General features: G+C 71.9%; 15 protein-coding genes. 5 read left to right on the top strand and 10 right to left on the bottom strand.

The annotated features are described in order from the left end of the window. Nucleotides 1-70: 70 nt before the first annotated feature. Both VGC13_RS13000 and VGC13_RS13005 read right to left on the bottom strand, forming a co-directional pair. The gene (locus VGC13_RS13000) at nucleotides 71-1678 is read right to left on the bottom strand and encodes a PAS domain-containing sensor histidine kinase (RefSeq protein WP_331125682.1); all 1608 of its coding nucleotides are present in this window, start codon (nucleotides 1676-1678) and stop codon (nucleotides 71-73) included. Between the two features lie 7 nt (nucleotides 1679-1685). Next, complete coding sequence (locus VGC13_RS13005) at nucleotides 1686-2843, bottom strand: acyl-CoA dehydrogenase family protein (RefSeq protein WP_331125683.1); 1158 nt, start codon at nucleotides 2841-2843, stop codon at nucleotides 1686-1688. Between the two features lie 724 nt (nucleotides 2844-3567). Between VGC13_RS13005 and VGC13_RS13010 the strand changes: the two genes are divergently transcribed. The 3 genes from VGC13_RS13010 to VGC13_RS13020 all read left to right on the top strand — a co-directional run bounded on the left by VGC13_RS13010 (nucleotide 3568) and on the right by VGC13_RS13020 (nucleotide 5800). Next, complete coding sequence (locus VGC13_RS13010; RefSeq protein WP_331125684.1) at nucleotides 3568-4761, top strand: CoA transferase; 1194 nt, start codon at nucleotides 3568-3570, stop codon at nucleotides 4759-4761. Between the two features lie 169 nt (nucleotides 4762-4930). Next, on the top strand, nucleotides 4931-5164 hold the full coding sequence (locus VGC13_RS13015; RefSeq protein ID WP_331125685.1) for a hypothetical protein: 234 nt from the start codon (nucleotides 4931-4933) through the stop codon (nucleotides 5162-5164). 72 nt (nucleotides 5165-5236) lie between these two features. Then, nucleotides 5237-5800, top strand: coding sequence for a hypothetical protein (locus VGC13_RS13020; RefSeq protein WP_331125686.1), 564 nt, complete (start codon nucleotides 5237-5239; stop codon nucleotides 5798-5800). A 272-nt stretch (nucleotides 5801-6072) separates the two neighbouring features. Here VGC13_RS13020 and VGC13_RS13025 read toward each other — a convergent pair whose 3' ends face one another. Beyond that, on the bottom strand, nucleotides 6073-7020 hold the full coding sequence (locus VGC13_RS13025) for a GlxA family transcriptional regulator (protein WP_331125687.1): 948 nt from the start codon (nucleotides 7018-7020) through the stop codon (nucleotides 6073-6075). Beyond that, nucleotides 7008-7604, bottom strand: coding sequence for a cysteine hydrolase family protein (locus VGC13_RS13030; protein ID WP_331125688.1), 597 nt, complete (start codon nucleotides 7602-7604; stop codon nucleotides 7008-7010). Before VGC13_RS13030 ends, VGC13_RS13025 begins: the two co-directional genes overlap by 13 nt. Before the next feature lie 237 nt (nucleotides 7605-7841). Here VGC13_RS13030 and VGC13_RS13035 point away from each other — a divergent pair, with 237 nt between their 5' ends. Then, complete coding sequence (locus tag VGC13_RS13035; protein ID WP_331125689.1) at nucleotides 7842-8387, top strand: CbrC family protein; 546 nt, start codon at nucleotides 7842-7844, stop codon at nucleotides 8385-8387. 87 nt (nucleotides 8388-8474) lie between these two features. On the opposite strand, the gene VGC13_RS13040 is transcribed toward VGC13_RS13035, so the two are convergent. From VGC13_RS13040 to VGC13_RS13065, 6 genes are all read right to left on the bottom strand, one after another. Next, a complete protein-coding gene (locus VGC13_RS13040) occupies nucleotides 8475-8759 on the bottom strand; it encodes a hypothetical protein (protein WP_331125690.1) in 285 nt (94 codons plus the stop codon). Between the two features lie 56 nt (nucleotides 8760-8815). Then, entirely contained in the window at nucleotides 8816-9397 is a 582-nt protein-coding gene (locus tag VGC13_RS13045; protein WP_331125691.1) for a DsbA family oxidoreductase, read from the bottom strand. Between the two features lie 84 nt (nucleotides 9398-9481). After that, the gene (locus VGC13_RS13050; protein WP_331125692.1) at nucleotides 9482-10621 is read right to left on the bottom strand and encodes a hypothetical protein; all 1140 of its coding nucleotides are present in this window, start codon (nucleotides 10619-10621) and stop codon (nucleotides 9482-9484) included. 650 nt (nucleotides 10622-11271) lie between these two features. Continuing rightward, the gene (locus VGC13_RS13055) at nucleotides 11272-11970 is read right to left on the bottom strand and encodes a M15 family metallopeptidase (RefSeq protein WP_331125693.1); all 699 of its coding nucleotides are present in this window, start codon (nucleotides 11968-11970) and stop codon (nucleotides 11272-11274) included. Further along, complete coding sequence (locus tag VGC13_RS13060) at nucleotides 11960-12709, bottom strand: MBL fold metallo-hydrolase (protein ID WP_331125694.1); 750 nt, start codon at nucleotides 12707-12709, stop codon at nucleotides 11960-11962. The genes VGC13_RS13055 and VGC13_RS13060 overlap by 11 nt, the downstream gene beginning before the upstream one ends. A 772-nt stretch (nucleotides 12710-13481) precedes the next feature. Beyond that, complete coding sequence (locus VGC13_RS13065) at nucleotides 13482-13976, bottom strand: hypothetical protein (protein WP_331125695.1); 495 nt, start codon at nucleotides 13974-13976, stop codon at nucleotides 13482-13484. A 220-nt stretch (nucleotides 13977-14196) separates the two neighbouring features. On the opposite strand from VGC13_RS13065, the gene VGC13_RS13070 reads away from it, so the two are divergent. Then, complete coding sequence (locus VGC13_RS13070; RefSeq protein WP_331125696.1) at nucleotides 14197-15162, top strand: hypothetical protein; 966 nt, start codon at nucleotides 14197-14199, stop codon at nucleotides 15160-15162.

The following is a 15162-nucleotide window of genomic DNA, read 5'->3' on the forward strand; positions in this document are numbered from 1 at the left end:
CTGGTCCGATTGCGATTGCGCGAACGCGGCAACCTGCGCCGCACCCGCAAGGTTCCTGCCCGCCCCCGATCTACTGGCGGCGTCGTTCCGTGCCGCGCGGGGGCGGGGCGGGGGGAAGCCGGGACGGCAGGCGCACGATGAAGGTGCTCCCCTCTCCCGGCCGGGAGCGCACGTGCAGCGAGCCGCCCAGCAGCTGCGCCAGCCGGCGCGAGATGGGAAGCCCCAGCCCGGTGCCCGTCCCCGACTCGCCGTCCACCTGCACGAACTCCTCGAAGATCCGCTCCTGGTGCTGGGGGTCGATGCCGCGCCCCCGGTCCGTCACCGCCACCTCCACGCCGCCCTCCGCCACGCCGCGGCAGGCGACCTCCACCGGCTTGCCCTCGCCGAACTTGAGGGCGTTGGAAAGCAGGTTCAGCAGGATCTGCCGCAGCCGCCGCGGATCGGTGACGACCGTGGTGCAGGGCGGGTCCAGCTGCCGCGCCTCGACGGGCGAACCGTGCTCCTCGGCCAGCGGGCGCACGGTGTCGATCAGCTCCAGGATCAGCAGGTGGACGTCGGTCTCTTCCGGCTCCAGGTCGATGCGCCCGGCCTCGATCTTGGACAGGTCCAGCACGTCGTTCACCAGCTCCAGCAGGTGGCCGGCGGCGCGCTTTACCCGCTGCAGCGGCGGCTCCTGGGCGGGGTTCACGGGGCCGTAGATCCCCTCCAGGATGAGCTGGTTGTAGCCGATGACGGCGTTGATGGGGGTGCGCAGCTCGTGGCTCATGGCGGCGTAGAAGCGGCTGCGCGTGGCCTGTGCGTCCTCCAGCGCCTCGCTGCGCTCCTCCAGCTCGGTGTTGATCACCTCCATCTCGGCCGCCTGGGCCTCCAGCTCGGCGGCCTGCGCCTCGAGCTCGGCCTGCGTCTCGCGCAGCTGGGTGACGTCGTGCAGCACCACGGCGCGCACGTCGTGCCCGGCGGCGCTGGCGGGGGAGACGGCCACCTCGGCCATGGCGGTTTCGCCCGAGCGGCGGATGAACGACACCTCGCCGCGCACGGTGGCGGTGCGCCCGTCCTCCAGCAGGGCGTGGAACTCCTCGCGCGGCGAGGCCTGCACCAGCTCCGCCAGCGGGCGGCCCTGCGCCTCGGCGCGGGTCCAGCCCAGCACGCGCTCGGCGGCGGGGTTCCACGAGAGCACGGCGGACGCGGCGTCCAGCGAGACCACGGGGTCGGGGATCACGTCCAGCAGCGCGGCCAGAAAGGCGTCGGAGACCTGGGCGCGGGCGGCCCGGCGCGGCTCGGCGCGGGCCAGGTCGCGCTCCATGGCCTGGCGCGTCCCCCGGTAGCGGCGGCGCTGGGCGGTGATGGCGGCCGCGCGCTCCACCAGCTCGGCGTCCACCTGCTCGGGCGAGACGATCCACAGCTCGCCCAGCCCGCGGGCAAAGAGCACGGCCCGCTCCAGCGCGCCGCGCCGGGTGTCGTCGGCCACCACGGCGGGCTGCAGGTCGGGGTCCAGGGCGTGAAGGCGCTGGACCAGGAGGAGCGGATCGTCCAGCCGCCCGTCCACGAAGGCCGCGTCCGCCCTCGCCGCCTCGCCGCCCAGCCGCGCGTCGTCCGCGCCGGGGGCGAGCACGACGGCGTCGGCCAGGGCGTCCGCCCACGCCGCGCCCTCGGCGGCCACCACCAGCGCGCGCGGCATCGTTCGCCTACAGCAGCGGCAGGTTGAGCAGCGCGCGCCCGGCCCACGTCTTCAGCACTTCGGTGGTGGGCGCCATGACGTGCGAGGCGCGGGCGTCGCGAAGGATGCGCGCCAGCCGGCTGTTGTCGCGGTAGGCGATTCCGCCGCACAGCGTCATGGCCTCGTTGGCCACGCGCACGGCGGTGTCGCCCGCGGCGGCCTTGCATCCCAGGACGGCCACCAGCGCGTCGGGCTCGCCGGCGTCGGCGCGGGCGGCGGCGGCGTGCACCATGCGGCGGGTGCGCTCGGTCTCGATGTACAGCTCGCCCAGGCGGTGGGCCAGCACGGGCTCGGCGCCCAGCAGCTCGCCGGTGTGCGAGTGGCGGCGCGTGCCCAGGTGCTCGCGGGCCACGTCCAGCGCGGCCTGCGCGAGGCCGCTGTACGTGCCCGCCATCGCCATCAGGAAGTAGGGGGCCACGACCTCGAAGATGTACCACAGCTGGTCGCCCTCGGCCCCCAGCAGGTGGTTTCGCGGCACGCGCACGCCGTTCAGGCGCACGCCGCGCGAGCTGTTGCCGCGCATCCCCAGCCCCGCCCAGGGGTCGGCCCACTCCATCCCCGGCGTCCCCTCGTCCACCAGCACGCACGAAAAGGTGCCCTCGCCCACGGCCGCCTCGGCCGCGCGGGTGGAGAGCACGTACGAGTCCGCGTGCCCGCCGTTGGTGATGAAGCTCTTGGTGCCGTTCAGCCGGTACGCGTCGCCTTCCACCTCGACGGTCGTCTCGGGGAGGTAGAAGTGCACGCCGGTCCCGGGCTCGCTGAGTGCCAGCGTGGTGACGTGCCGCCCCTGCGCGATGGGCTCCAGGTACGCCTGCTTCTGCCAGTCGGTGGCCTTGGCGGCGATGACGGCGGTGCCCACGCAGTGCATGGCGAAGCACATGGCCGTGGACGCGCTTTCGGCCGCCAGCGTCTCGGCGACGGCGACCAGCGCGGCGAGCCCTTCGCCGTGGCCGCCCTGCGCCTCGGGGACGTGCAGCCCCAGCAGGCCGGCCTGGCCCAGCGCCGCCATGGCCTCGGCGGGCCACCGCGCCTGGGCGTCCTCGGCCTCGGCGTTGGGGGCGACGATCTCATCCGCGATCTGCCGAGCGGTTTCGGCGAAGGCGGCCAGGCGTGCGGCTTCGGACATGGGGTTTCCCGTTAGGGCCAGTTGCGACGGGCAATCTACACGATGCGTGCCGGTTTCGCTCGGGGAGTGCGGGAGTGCGGGAGTGCGGGAGTGCGGGAGTGAGAGGCGGAACGTACTCGGCGCTTCGACCGGGATCGAACTGCGCCCGCGGGGGCCCTCACCCCCCGGCCCCCTCTCCCGCAAGCGGGAGAGGGGGAGAATTCGATCGCGCTTCGGAGGGCTCCGCGCGAAGGGCGGGCGCCCCCTCCGGGCTCGCATTACTCGCCCACCTCCCCCAAAACCCCTGGGGGAGGTTGAATCGCGATCCATGCTACGTGGCAGGCACTTGCCTCGGCTCCGCCCCGCCAGCCCGCGAAGGCGGGCTTCGTGTGGTTGTTGCAGCAAATTCATTCGCCATTGCCGGAGCGTGCGATGCCTCCGGGATGAGCGGGTAAACCCGCCGCTGGGAAAGCGACAGGCCCCGTCTCGGCTCGCTCGCGCTCGCCGAACGGGGCTTCAACTGCAGCAGCGGAAACGCTCCGCGAGCGTGTGCGACGTTTATCCCCTCTCCCGCTTGCGAGAGAGGGTGCGAGCACAAACGAGCGGGTGAGGGGCCCGGCCGGCGCAACTCGATCCCGTTCGTCGCGTCCACTCACGCACTTCCGCACTCACGCACTCCCGCACTTTCGCACTTCCGCCCTCCGTCGTAAGCTCCCGCCGTCCTTCACCCCCCGTGATTCCGCCGATGCCCGATCCTCGATCGACCTCTCCCGGCCCGCTGGCCGGTGTGCGCGTGCTGGACCTGAGCCGCGTGCTCGCGGGACCGCTGTGCACCATGGTGCTGGGTGACCTGGGCGCGCACGTGGTCAAAATCGAGCGCCCGGGCACCGGCGATGATACGCGCACCTGGGGGCCGCCCTGGGCGCAGGGGCCGGACGGGCGTGAATCCGCCTATTACCTGAGCGTGAACCGCAACAAGCGCTCGGTGGCGGCGGATCTCAAGGCGGAGGAAGGGCGCGAACTCGTCCGCCGACTGGCGCGCGAGGCGGACGTGGTGGTGGAGAACTTCGCGCCCGGAATGCTGGAGGACTGGGGGCTGGGATACGACGCGCTCTCGGCGGAGAACCCGCGCCTGGTCTTCTGCTCCATCACGGGATACGGGTCGGATGGGCCGGAGGCGGGGCGGCCGGGCTACGACTTCGCGGTGCAGGCGCGGGCGGGGTGGATGGCCATCACGGGTGATCCGCAGGGCGCGCCCACCAAGGCCGGCGTAGCCATCGTGGACGTGCTCACGGGGCAGAACGCGGCCATCGCCGTGCTCGCCGCCTTGCAGGAGCGCGAGCGGTCGGGGCGCGGGCAACGGGTGGAGGTGTCGCTGTTCGATTCCGCGCTCGCGGGGCTGGTGAACGTGACGCAGGCGGCGCTGGTGACCGGCGCGGAGCCGCGGCGCTGGGGGAACGCGCACGCCACCATCGTCCCCTACCAGGCGTTCCAGGCGGCGGACCGCACCTTCGTGGTCGCCGTGGGCAACGACGCGCAGTGGCGGCGGCTGTGCGCGGCAATCGGCGCGGACGACCTGGGGGCGGACGAGCGCTTCGCCACGAACCCCGGCCGCGTGGAGAACCGCGAGGACGTGGTGGGCGCGCTGGCGGACCGCTTCCGCACTCGCCCGGCCTCGGAGTGGCTGGGGATGATGCAGGACGGCGGCGTCCCCTGCGCCCCCGTGCAGAGCGTGGGCGAGGCGCTGGCGGACCCGGCGACGACGGAGCGGGACGGCGTCTGGCCGATGGAGGGCGCAACCTACGGCGCGGTGCCCACCGTCGCGTCGCCGCTCCGCTTCGCGCGCACGCCCGCCGCCCTGCGCGATCCGGCGCCCGCGCTGGGCGAGCACACAGGGCAGATCGAGGATCTCGGCTGGGATGCGTTCGAAGGCCACTGATTGCTGACGCCGAGCCACGCTCGAGCGGTGGGCGAGACCGCGATCCGCTCGGAAAAGGCCTTGCAGTATCTCTCAGTTCGATGGATATTTCCGGACACAAATCCGGCGCATGGATCTGTATCTCATTCCAGCGACTGCAGATCTGGCGTCCCAGCAAGAGAGGGTTCTCATGCGCAAGATCAGCCTGGACGTGAGCGCGCTGCGGGTGGAGTCGTTCGAGACGGAGAGCGACGACGCGGCCAAGAAGGGTACCGTACACGGGCACGCCACCTGGTATACCTGTCCGCAGACGCAGTGCGGAGAGCAATGCCTGAGCGGCTGGCGGCCGTGCCAGCCTACCGACGCGTGGACGAACGGCGAGCAGATGTGCTGGTGCGGTGGCAGCGGCGAGTTCGCCTGCTAGCGACCTTTGCGCGGGGGACGCGTGTATCCTGCAAGCGACCGCGTTCCCCGACTCTGAAGCAGAGGTGACTGGATGATCGGATTTTCCTCGCGCCGCGCGGTACTGGCGGCGCTCCTGGCGTCCGCGGCAGTGGCGGCGGATGCGGACGCGCAGGCGTTCACCCTGGCGGGCGGCGCGCGGCTGTACGACGGGGACGATGGGGAGAGCGCGACGATGGCCGCCCTGCGCACGGAGTTCCCCATCGGCACCGGCGCGCTGATCGAGTTCGCCAGCTCGATCGCGGAGGTGCCCGACGAAAGCCGCAGCGGCGTGCGGAGCGTGTTCGAGGCGCAGGTGCAGATCCCCATCCGCCTGGGTGACGTGCTGACGCCGTACGTTGGTGCGGGCGCCGGCATTGGCCACGTGAATGCGGGAAGCGGCGACCTGGATGAAGGGTGGCAGGGCGTGCTCTCCGGCGGCGCCGGCGTGCGCGTGGCGCTGGCCGAGCAGCTGGGAGTGGTGATCGACGCGCGGGTGCGCGGGCTCGCCGGCGGCTTCAGCGGCAGCCACACCGACGTGACCGTGGGCCTGCGCTACCAGCTCAATCGCCCCGACCGCCCCCGCTTTCGCGGCGCGCCCCGGCGGCCGGCGCCGTAGCCATCGGTATCCAGACGCTGAACGGGCCGGCTCCCATCCACGGAGCCGGCCCGTTCGTCTTTCATCGTAGCCCTTTGGCCACGGATACCGAAGCCGGCTGAACACCCGGTGTGATCAGCAGCCGATTGCCTCATACTCGTACCAGATCCTGAAAAAGAATAATCGTACAGAGGAACAGGGTCAGACAGAGAAAGCGACTGAAAGATCATCTGGTTCCTCTGTCTGACTCTGTTCCTCTGTACCCATAAAGGTGTTGTTTTCCCGGATGCGGCTCAGCCCGCGGCGACCTCCGCGCGCGCGGCGCCGGGGGTGGTGCCGAAGGCTTCCTTCCACACGCGGCGCAGCTGGCGCGGCGTATCGAATCCGCAGCGCGCGGCCACGGCCTCGATCGTCAGCGCGGGGTCGTTCAGCAGGTTGCGGGCGAGTTCCAGGCGCAGCCGCGTAGTGAACTCCTTGATGCTGATCCCCGTCGCTTGCCGAAAGGTGCGGGTAAGGTGGCGCGGACTCATGAACGCCATTCGCCCCAGCGCCTCCAGCGTCGTCTTTTGCGCCGGGTGCGCCACCAGCCAGTCCTGCACGCGGTGAATGCCGGGATGCAGGTGCGTGCGGTAGTCCAGGTACACGCTCTGCTGCTGGTGCGCGCCGTCGCGGCGCAGGTAGACCACCAGCTCGCGCGCCACCGCCGCCGCCACCAGCGGCCCGTGCCGGCGCTCCACCATCGACAGCGCCATGTCTATGCCGGACGCGATGCCGGCGCTGGTGGTGATTCGCCCGTCGTCCACGAACAGGCGATTGTCCAGCACCCGCGCGTCCGGATGCCGCTCGCGCAGGCCCGCGATGCACGACCAGTGCGTGGTGCACTGGCGCCCGTGCAGCAGCCCCGCGTCGGCCAGCACGAACGCGCCGACGCACACCGAGCAGACGTGCGCGCCGGCGTCGTGCGCCCCGCGCAGCCACGCGTGCACGGACGCGGGCGCCTGGTGCGCCGACTCCATCGACATCCCCGGCACCACGACCAGGTCGCCCGCGCCCACGCCGTCCGGCAGCGGCTCCAGCTCCGCCAGCGCCACGCCCTGCCGCGCGCGCACCGCCGGCTGCGGCCCGGCGATGCGCACGTGGTAGTCGCCGCCCAGCGGGTTGGCGGCGTGAAACACCTCGACGGGACCCGCCAGGTCCAGCAGGTCCACGCCGGGCAGAACGACGAAGGTTACGCGCTGCATGCGGCCAGGGTCTCCAGCTCCGCCGCCAGCGCGCTCACCGAGGCGATGCGCGCAAAGCGGCCGCGCAGCGAGAACTCCGTCGCGCGGGTGATGGCGTCGGCCGGCTGCACGTCGCCGGTGGCGGGGTCGGTGATGGGAAACGTCAGCGTAGCCTCGGTAACGAAGTCCACGTCGTAGCCCAGGTCGCCGGCCACGCGCGCGGTGGTCTCGCAGCACTGCTCCGTCTGAATGCCGGTGATGGCGATGCGCCGCACCCCCAGCGCCGCCAGCCGCTCCGCCAGGTCGGTGCTGGTAAAGGCGTTGCGGGTGCGCTTGTGCAGCAGCGGCTCGTCCTGGCGCCGGTGCAGGAACGGCTGCAGCGCCAGGTACGGGCTGCCGGGGAGAAAGTGCTCGTCCGCGTCCTCGTGCACCACCCAGATCACCGGCCGCTCCGCCTGGCGATAGGCGTCGATCAGCCGCGTCAGGTTGCCCTCGAAGCCCGGATTGCCGCGGCGGGCCCAGCGCGCCTCGTCGGCCCTGAACGACTCCTGCACGTCGATCACCAGCAGCGCCGACGTCTCGATCGGCTGCGTTTCGGTTGCCATGGCTCCGTCTTCCCGTGTGCTATGTGGATCGCGCGGCATCGATACCCCGCGACGAGCCAAAAGGTAGCGCACCGGGAGGGAAGGGATCAGGCGGATTTCAGGACGTGGAGGGGTCGGATCGGGACATCGTTTCGCGGGGCGATGCGCGGTGGCGGCGGCTTGTTGGCGGAACGCCGGGATCGATAGCTTTGAACGTGCGCGGCGAATCCTCGGCGAGTCCCTTCCCTGCATCCACCCATGACGGCACTTCCCCATTTCAAGTACCATCCCGACCCGATCGGCACGGGCAGCATCGAGGCGTCGGCGGAAACGTGCCGGTGCTGCGGCCAGGCGCGCGGGTACATCTACACCGGGCCGGTCTACGCCGCCGAGGAGGCGCTGGAGAACGCGTTCTGCCCGTGGTGCATCGCGGACGGCTCGGCGGCGGCGCGGTTCGACGCGGAATTCACCGATCCCGCCGGCGTGGCGTCGGGACTGTGGATCCCGGTTCCTGACGCCGTGACGGACGAGGTCTGCTACCGGACCCCCGGGTTTACGGGATGGCAGGACACGCGGTGGTGGACGCACTGCAGGGACGCGGGGGAGTTCCTGGGCTACGGCGGACACGAGGACCTCGCGGGTCGCTGGGCGGGGGCCGTCGCGGAGATCCGGGAGGACCTGCTGGTTCCGGATGACGACTGGGAAGACATCCTGGCGTCGCTCGGTGAGGGGCGAGACGGCTGGGCGTACGTGTTCCGCTGCCGCCACTGCGGCACGCTGGGCGGCTACGCCGACTGGTCCTGACCGCCGGCAGTCCTGATCGGCGGGACACGACGGGCCGGCTCCATCGCGCGGAGCCGGCCCGTCTGCATCATCCCCCATCCCCGGTGATCAGTCGCGCGGCGGGTCGCCGGGCTGGTAGGGGAGCTGGTTCATCAGGTGGCGCACCACGCCGTCGATCTTGGACGTGCGCAGCCGGTCGGTGCGCGCCGTGACCACGGCGGAGGGGCCGTGGCGGTGCACCTCGACCACCACCGTGCCTTCGCCGCCGCTGTAGGTGCGCGCGTGATGGTCTTCACGGGTCAGCGCCACCTCGCCGCGCGTGGTGAGGATCTCGTCCGCGCGCGCCCAGATCTCGCGCGCCGGAAGGGCCGTCATCCGCTCGTAGTCCGACATCTCCGCTCCACCGTTGCGATTGCGTATCGTCTTTGAAAGGGGCGCACGGCCCCGGATCAATCCCCGCCCAGGATGGCCGCGCGCAATTCCGCGAACGGACGCGCGCCCACCAGCCACCGCGCTTCATCCCCCGTGCCCACGACGATCGTGGGCACGCCCTGCACGCCGGCCCGCAGCGCCGCGTCCCGCTCCGCCGCGATGCGCGGCGCGAACGTGTCCACGTCCAGCACCACCTTGAGCTCCGTCGCGTCCAGCCCCAGCCCCGCGCCGATCTCCACCAGCACGTCGATGCGGCCGATGTCGCGTCCCTCGCCAAAGTGCGCGGCGAACAGCGCCTCGCGCATCGCCGGCCCCACGCCCTTCGTCGCCGCGAACGCCGCCGCCTCGTGCGCCTTGCGCGTGCGCGCCGGCGGGGGAACGCGCAGCGCCAGCCCCAGCTCGTCCGCCAGGGGGCGGAGCGCATCCATCCACTCGCCCGCGTCCGCCGGTGGCAGCGGGGCGGGGGCGGGGTACAGCTCCCACGCCAGGTGCGTCGCGGCCACCTCGCCGGCCGCCTCCATCCGCCGCAGCGCCGCCTCGGTCACGTACGAGAACGGACAGGCGAAGTCCGAGAACACCACCACCGGAACCGCCGCCATTGCTCCTGCCGCCCGTTGTGCGCCGCGTGTGGGGAAAGCGGGCGGAAGATGCCCCGCCCCGCGTGCCGCCGCAAGCCTGCGGCGCTACGACTCGTCGTCTGCCGGCTCGGCGCTCCCCGGCGCAAAGACCAGCACGTGGCCGTTCCACTGCAGGTACAGCCGCCCCGCAAGCCTCTCCAGCCGGTGCGCCTGCCCCGATCCGCCCAGCTGCAGCACGTTCTTGTCCACCGTGTACGTGCCGGACTCTTCGTTCCGCGACAGGCGGATCTCCGGCTCGTCCGCGCGCAACAGTCCGCCGACGCGGCGAACGTTCATCTCCAGGATCCACGCGCCGTGCGGCTCTCCCGGCTTCCGCTCGTCGTCGGGCCGAAGCCGGAGTACGGCGTGCAGCACCTCGCGCCGGCCGGCTTCGTCCGTGTCCAGCAGGGCGGGGAGGGCCGCGCCGTCCGCCCGCTCCAGCATCCAGGTGCCTGCGGGCGCGGGCGGGGTGATGGCATCGTCCGCATCCTCGTCGTCGCTCTTCAGCTGCAGCTGCCAGCCCAGGGAAAGGAACGGACCGCTGAAGTCCAGCGACCGCGGCCATTCCTCCGGCAGCTCCGCGTCCGCGGTCCACTTGACGCTGTGGAAGTTGCGGAAGCGGTAGCCGCCCTCCGCGAACAGCCCCGCGACCGGCGAATCTTCCAGGTACATCCCCAGCGAAAGCCCCTGCTCGAAGGCGCGCGCCTCCACGTCCCACTGCGTGCCCTCCTCGTCGTACGCCTGCGCGTTCCACAACTCGATCAGGCCAAAGCTGGCGCCGCCGTAGACGGTGACGGGGCCCAGCAGCCGGTTCCACGAGGCGTAGAGCGAGACGGTGGGCAGGGCGCGCAGGGAGGCGCGCAGGTCCAGCGTGGGCTCGGCCGCACGGTAGCCGCGGAGGTAGCTGGCGCCCAGCCCCAGCTCGTAGCTGGTGCGCCCGGTGGACTTGAGGTTGATGAGCACCTCCGTTCCCCCGCCGTGCAGCGATCCGCCGCTTTCGATCTCGCTTGACGAAGGCACCCAGCCGCGCTGGTAGAAGACGGTGACGGCGGTGACCTCGTCGAACACGCCCTCCACCATTCCCAGGCCCTGGGCGGCGGCGGGGGCGGCGGCGAGCGCCAGGCAGGCCGCGGCGGGCAGCAGGCGCGGGAGGGGGATGGATCGCATCGGCGTCACGTTGCGGCGGTGCGGGAGGATGCGGGTCATGTGGGCAGGCAGGCTAATGACTCCGGCGGATGGTGCCATTCTGAAGGAGGCGCGCGCCCAGTGCTCTTGAGTTGGACCATGATCCGTATGGGTGGACGGGTCCGCGCGGCGCCTCCTCGACAAGCAAAAACCCCCGGTCGCACCCAGATCTGAGTCCAGTCCAAGAAGTCGCCCAATGCCGCTTGATCCACATAGGCGTGGAGAAGTCGACTTCGGAGGATGCGCTCAGACGCACGATCTCGACTTGGGGATACTGCGGAGGACCCCCAAATCCGAGGCATCCGCCGCCGCTCCGGACTTTTTCGACCGGACTCAGATCTGTCATTCCGAGGGAGCGCCCACCCGGTACTTTGTTCGACCACGGAAGCCAGGTGCGCGACCGAGGAATCTACTCTCGGTTTCCTCGTGGCATTTCGCGACGCCCCGGACTGGACCTGTCTGGCGGTTTTCACCACCGCAGGTCTGGTGCGGGCTGCCGCGTCCGGCCTCACGCGGGCCGACGGTAGATTCCTCGGCCCTGCGACCTGCGGCGTGATCGTCCGGCTGCAGCGTGGCCGGGCCTCGGAATGACAATCCTGTTCTTCATCCAGCAGGATGCGCGCGGCGCCTTCCCGGGAATGACACTGATCGTCAGACGGTGATCGCCCGGCTCAGCGGAAGCAGCGCAGGGGCACGTCCAGCGCGTCGCGCGGGCCGGGGATGCTGAAGTGCCACCACTCCTGGTCGTAGTTCTGGAAGCCTTCCGCGGCCATCGCCTCCACCAGGATGCGGCGGTTGGCGGCCACCTGGCCAGTGGCGTTGGCGGTGTGCGCCTCGCGGGAGAAGGTGTCGTACGCCGTCCCCATCTCCAGCTCGCGCCCGGTGCGAAGGTTCACCAGCGTCAGGTCCACCGTGCGCCCCACGTTGTGGCCGCTCTGCCGGGCGACGTAGCCCTGCTCCAGCACCCACTGGTTTCCCGTGCGCTCCGCCCACTCCACCATCCCCAAGGTGGCGCGGACGGGGCGGTATCCATCGAACACCTTGAGTCCAAGTCCCCGCGGGCGCAGCGACTGGTGCACGCGCGCCAGCGCTCGCGCCGCCTCGGGCCGCAGCATGGCCACCGGGCGCTCGTAGCCGGGGAGCACCGCGCCGGTAAAGTTGTTGGCGGTGGCGTAGCGGATGTCGGTGCGGATGGTGCGGTCGATGGAGCGCACGTTCACCAGCGTTCCTGGCGCCAGGTCGCACTCGCCGGCGGCGGAGACCGCCATCGAGGCGGATGCCGTGCGCGCAGTCGGAGCGGATGCGCACGCGCCCAGCGCCAGCCCCAGTGCGGCGGCCAGCACGCGCGGGCGCGGGATGCTAGAAGTCATATCGCGCCCCGTCCTCTCCCAGCTCGATGTTCGCGAAGATCGTCCGCGCCCCGGCGAGGTCGCCGTCCGTCACGCCGGGCGGCAGGTGAACCAGCACCGCGCGCCCGACGCCGGCGTCGCGCGCCACCTCCGCGGCCTGTTCGTTGGTGGTGTGGCCGCCCTGCGTGGTCCCGGTTGCTTCGTGCACCAGCAGGTCCGCGCCGCGCGCCATCTCCGTGATCTCCGCCGACTTGGCCGTGTCGCACGAATAGGCGCAGACGCCGGAGCCCTGCGCATCCTCTACCCGGATGCCGACCACCGGCACGCCATGGATCCCCGGCGCCGCGGTGATGCGCCAGCGGTCGTTGGAGAGGACGTGGGCGTCGGCCTCCAGCGGAAACTCGTTCCACTGGATCGCCGGCACGCCCTCCCATCCCCCGGTGCGGAACGCCTCCCACACGCGGCGGGCCTGGTCCAGCGCCGGGCGGATTCCGTGGACGGGGATGGGATGCCGGCGCCCCAGCAGCCAGATCTTTTCCATGAACAGCGGAAAGCCGCTCACGTGGTCCGGGTGCTCGTGCGTCACGATGAGCGCCTCGATGCCGGCGGGGTTCACCCCCGACGCCATCAGCCGCTGGATGACATCGCCGCCGCAGTCCACCACCACGCTGTGGCCGCCGCTTTCGAAGGCCAGCATGGTGGTGGTGCGGTCCGGGCCGCTGACCCCCGCGCCCGTGCCCAGAAGATGAACGACCGGCATCTGCCTGACCCCTGTTCCGCGTTGTATGCTGCGCCACGCTTCCGGGACAGAATGCGCGGCCGGCGGGGGATGGGGCAAGGCGGGGGGCGGAATCGAGGTTCGGATGGCGCCCGCGAGAGCGAGTGAACTCGCCGCAACAAAAGCGGAAAGCCCCGCAAACCGCGCGGGGCTTCGTGGGGCCGGCTCCTCACAAGACAGCCACGTGCACGGAGCCCTGCCGCTACTCCGGTGCCGCCTGTCCGCGAAGGCGGACTTCGTGTGGTCGTTGCAGCGAATTCATTCGCCCTTGCCGGGGGGCGGCGAGAATCTGGCCGTCGACGCGGCGGCGGCGGATTCGGAGCCGGGCGGGTTTTATCCCGGGCGGGTGAACCCGCGGCTGGGAAAGCGGAAAGCCCCGCAAACCGCGCGGGGCTCCGTGGGGCCGGCTCCTCACAAGACAGCCACGTGCACGGAGCCCTGCCGCTACTCCGGGGCCGCCTGTCCGCGAAGGCGGACTTCGTGTGGTCGTTGCAGCGAATTCATTCGCCCTTGCCGGCTCGCGGCGAAGAGTCTGGCCGACGCGGCGGCGGCGGATTCGGAGCCGGGCGGGTTCTCTCCTGAGCGCGTGAACCTGCGGCTGGAAACGCGGAAAGCCCCGCAAACCGCGCGGGGCTGCACCTGCTGAGCAGATCGCTAAACAATCGTCCGCGAAGGCGGACATCGCGTTTTCCAAGCCGCGAATTCATTCGCCCCGGCGGCGGGCGCGGTGGGGAATCGCGCTACGTCCGGGCCCTCACCCCTCGCCGTCCTTCTCCTGCTGGCGCACCAGGTGGTTGCAGCCGTGCTCGGGGTTGGCGCGCGAGCCCACGAAGTCGCGCCCGTAGTCGCGGATCACGTTCTCCTCCAGGCTCTCGGGCGACGGGCGGTTTACGCGGAACTCCAGCGCCTGCTTCTCGTAGCGGGTGGAGTCTTCCTTGCTTGAGGCGTTGTACGCGCTGTCGCGGTAGGCCGTCTCGTGCGCGCGCAGGTCGGCGTAGGTGGCGTACACCTGCGCGAACTTGTGCGGCGCGCTCACCAGCGAGGGCACGCTGCCGCGCGCCTGGCTCTGCGCCAGCAGGCTGTCCAGCGTGGCCAGCCGCGACCGGGCGTTCATGGCCAGCGCCTCGGCGATGCAGGCGTCCAGCCGGGCGTTCTGGCGCACCTGCCGCTGCTGCGGCGTGGGCCCGCGGTCGCCGCAGGCGGAAAGCAGCAGGGCCAGCGACGCGGCGAAAAGGAGAATCCTGTACATGCGGCGGATGGGTGGTTCGTGTTGCGGATGAACGGTTCAAGCGGGGAGCGCGCCAAGGAACGGCGAGCGCTGCACCCGCTCGCGGGTCGGATGCACGAGCGTGGCGCGTTCCTTCCGGACGGGCTCGCGGCGGGCACCGCCCGGGTTTGCGTGCACGCCGCGAGGCGCACTCTCGTGTCCACCCGCCGGCTGGTACTCCAGACGGAGGGAGAATGATTCCATGCGCCGCATGACCGCCGCAAGGGCGCGCGCCGCATCGCTGCTCTGCGGGCTCCTGCTGCTGGCCGGGTGCAAGGGGCAGGAGGCGCTTCCCGCCGACCAGCGCATCCCCCTGCCGCAGCCCGCGGCCGAGGGCGCCACGCTGTCGTTCGACTCCGCCGGCGTGGCGTGGATCGGCGCGCGCGGCCGGCTGACGGGCATCGACACCACCGGCCGCGCCGTGGCCACCGTAACCGTCCCCGGCGAGTCCGTGCCGCGCCTGCTGTGGCGCAGCGGCGGGCGGCTGGTGATCGCGGCCGGGGCGCGGCGGCTGATGGGGGCCGACGCGGCCGGCGGGCGCGCCTCGGGCGGATGGGGCTCCCCGGCGATGCGGGTGGCCGCGCGCGACCCGCGGGGGCGGTGGGTGTTCACCGCCAACCGCCGCGGCGGGGTGGTGGGGCTGGACGCCGCCACGCTCACGCCCCGCTGGGGGTGGGCCGAGACCGGCGGCCAGGCCGTGGGGCTGGCCGTCTCGCCCCTGGCGGACCGTGTGTACGTGTCGGTGGAGCGCAACGAGGACGTGCCGCCGGCCGTGCAGGTGCGCGACGCCGGCAGCGGACGCGTGCTGTTCAGCGCCGCCCAGGCCGAGCCGCTGCGCGGGCTGGCGGCGGGGCCCGACGGCACCCTGTACGGCTACCACGGCACCGGCCTCGTGGTGCGGCTGCGCCATGGGGGCGACGAACTGCGCCGCATCTGGGCCGAGTCGCCGCCCGTGCGCGGGCCGCAGGGCGAGATGGAGGTGCGCGTGGACCCTTCGGGGCGGCGGGTGGCGGTGTTCGGGCGGGGGCGGGGGGCGCGGCTGGCGGTGCTGGACGCGCTTACCGGCCGCGTGCTGGGCCAGACGAACACGGCGCCCCTGGACGCCGCGTTCGACGTCCGGGGGCGCCTGTACCTGCTGGAGCCGGCGGAGCTCAGGGTGCTGCGGTAA

This window comes from Longimicrobium sp. (assembly GCF_036399255.1).
GTDB lineage: Bacteria > Gemmatimonadota > Gemmatimonadetes > Longimicrobiales > Longimicrobiaceae > Longimicrobium.

Bases quoted from the DNA above. Each gene is read 5' to 3' on its own strand.
- VGC13_RS13065 (WP_331125695.1), bottom strand. From the start codon at position 13,976: ATGTACAGGATTCTCCTTTTCGCCGCGTCGCTGGCCCTGCTGCTTTCC.
- VGC13_RS13055 (WP_331125693.1), bottom strand. From the start codon at position 11,970: ATGACTTCTAGCATCCCGCGCCCGCGCGTGCTGGCCGCCGCACTGGGG.
- VGC13_RS13040 (WP_331125690.1), bottom strand. From the start codon at position 8,759: ATGTCGGACTACGAGCGGATGACGGCCCTTCCGGCGCGCGAGATCTGG.
- VGC13_RS13035 (WP_331125689.1), top strand. From the start codon at position 7,842: ATGACGGCACTTCCCCATTTCAAGTACCATCCCGACCCGATCGGCACG.
- VGC13_RS13025 (WP_331125687.1), bottom strand. From the start codon at position 7,020: ATGCAGCGCGTAACCTTCGTCGTTCTGCCCGGCGTGGACCTGCTGGAC.
- VGC13_RS13000 (WP_331125682.1), bottom strand. From the start codon at position 1,678: ATGCCGCGCGCGCTGGTGGTGGCCGCCGAGGGCGCGGCGTGGGCGGAC.
- VGC13_RS13010 (WP_331125684.1), top strand. From the start codon at position 3,568: ATGCCCGATCCTCGATCGACCTCTCCCGGCCCGCTGGCCGGTGTGCGC.
- VGC13_RS13020 (WP_331125686.1), top strand. From the start codon at position 5,237: ATGATCGGATTTTCCTCGCGCCGCGCGGTACTGGCGGCGCTCCTGGCG.
- VGC13_RS13015 (WP_331125685.1), top strand. From the start codon at position 4,931: ATGCGCAAGATCAGCCTGGACGTGAGCGCGCTGCGGGTGGAGTCGTTC.
- VGC13_RS13050 (WP_331125692.1), bottom strand. From the start codon at position 10,621: ATGACCCGCATCCTCCCGCACCGCCGCAACGTGACGCCGATGCGATCC.
- VGC13_RS13030 (WP_331125688.1), bottom strand. From the start codon at position 7,604: ATGGCAACCGAAACGCAGCCGATCGAGACGTCGGCGCTGCTGGTGATC.
- VGC13_RS13070 (WP_331125696.1), top strand. From the start codon at position 14,197: ATGCGCCGCATGACCGCCGCAAGGGCGCGCGCCGCATCGCTGCTCTGC.
- VGC13_RS13060 (WP_331125694.1), bottom strand. From the start codon at position 12,709: ATGCCGGTCGTTCATCTTCTGGGCACGGGCGCGGGGGTCAGCGGCCCG.
- VGC13_RS13005 (WP_331125683.1), bottom strand. From the start codon at position 2,843: ATGTCCGAAGCCGCACGCCTGGCCGCCTTCGCCGAAACCGCTCGGCAG.
- VGC13_RS13045 (WP_331125691.1), bottom strand. From the start codon at position 9,397: ATGGCGGCGGTTCCGGTGGTGGTGTTCTCGGACTTCGCCTGTCCGTTC.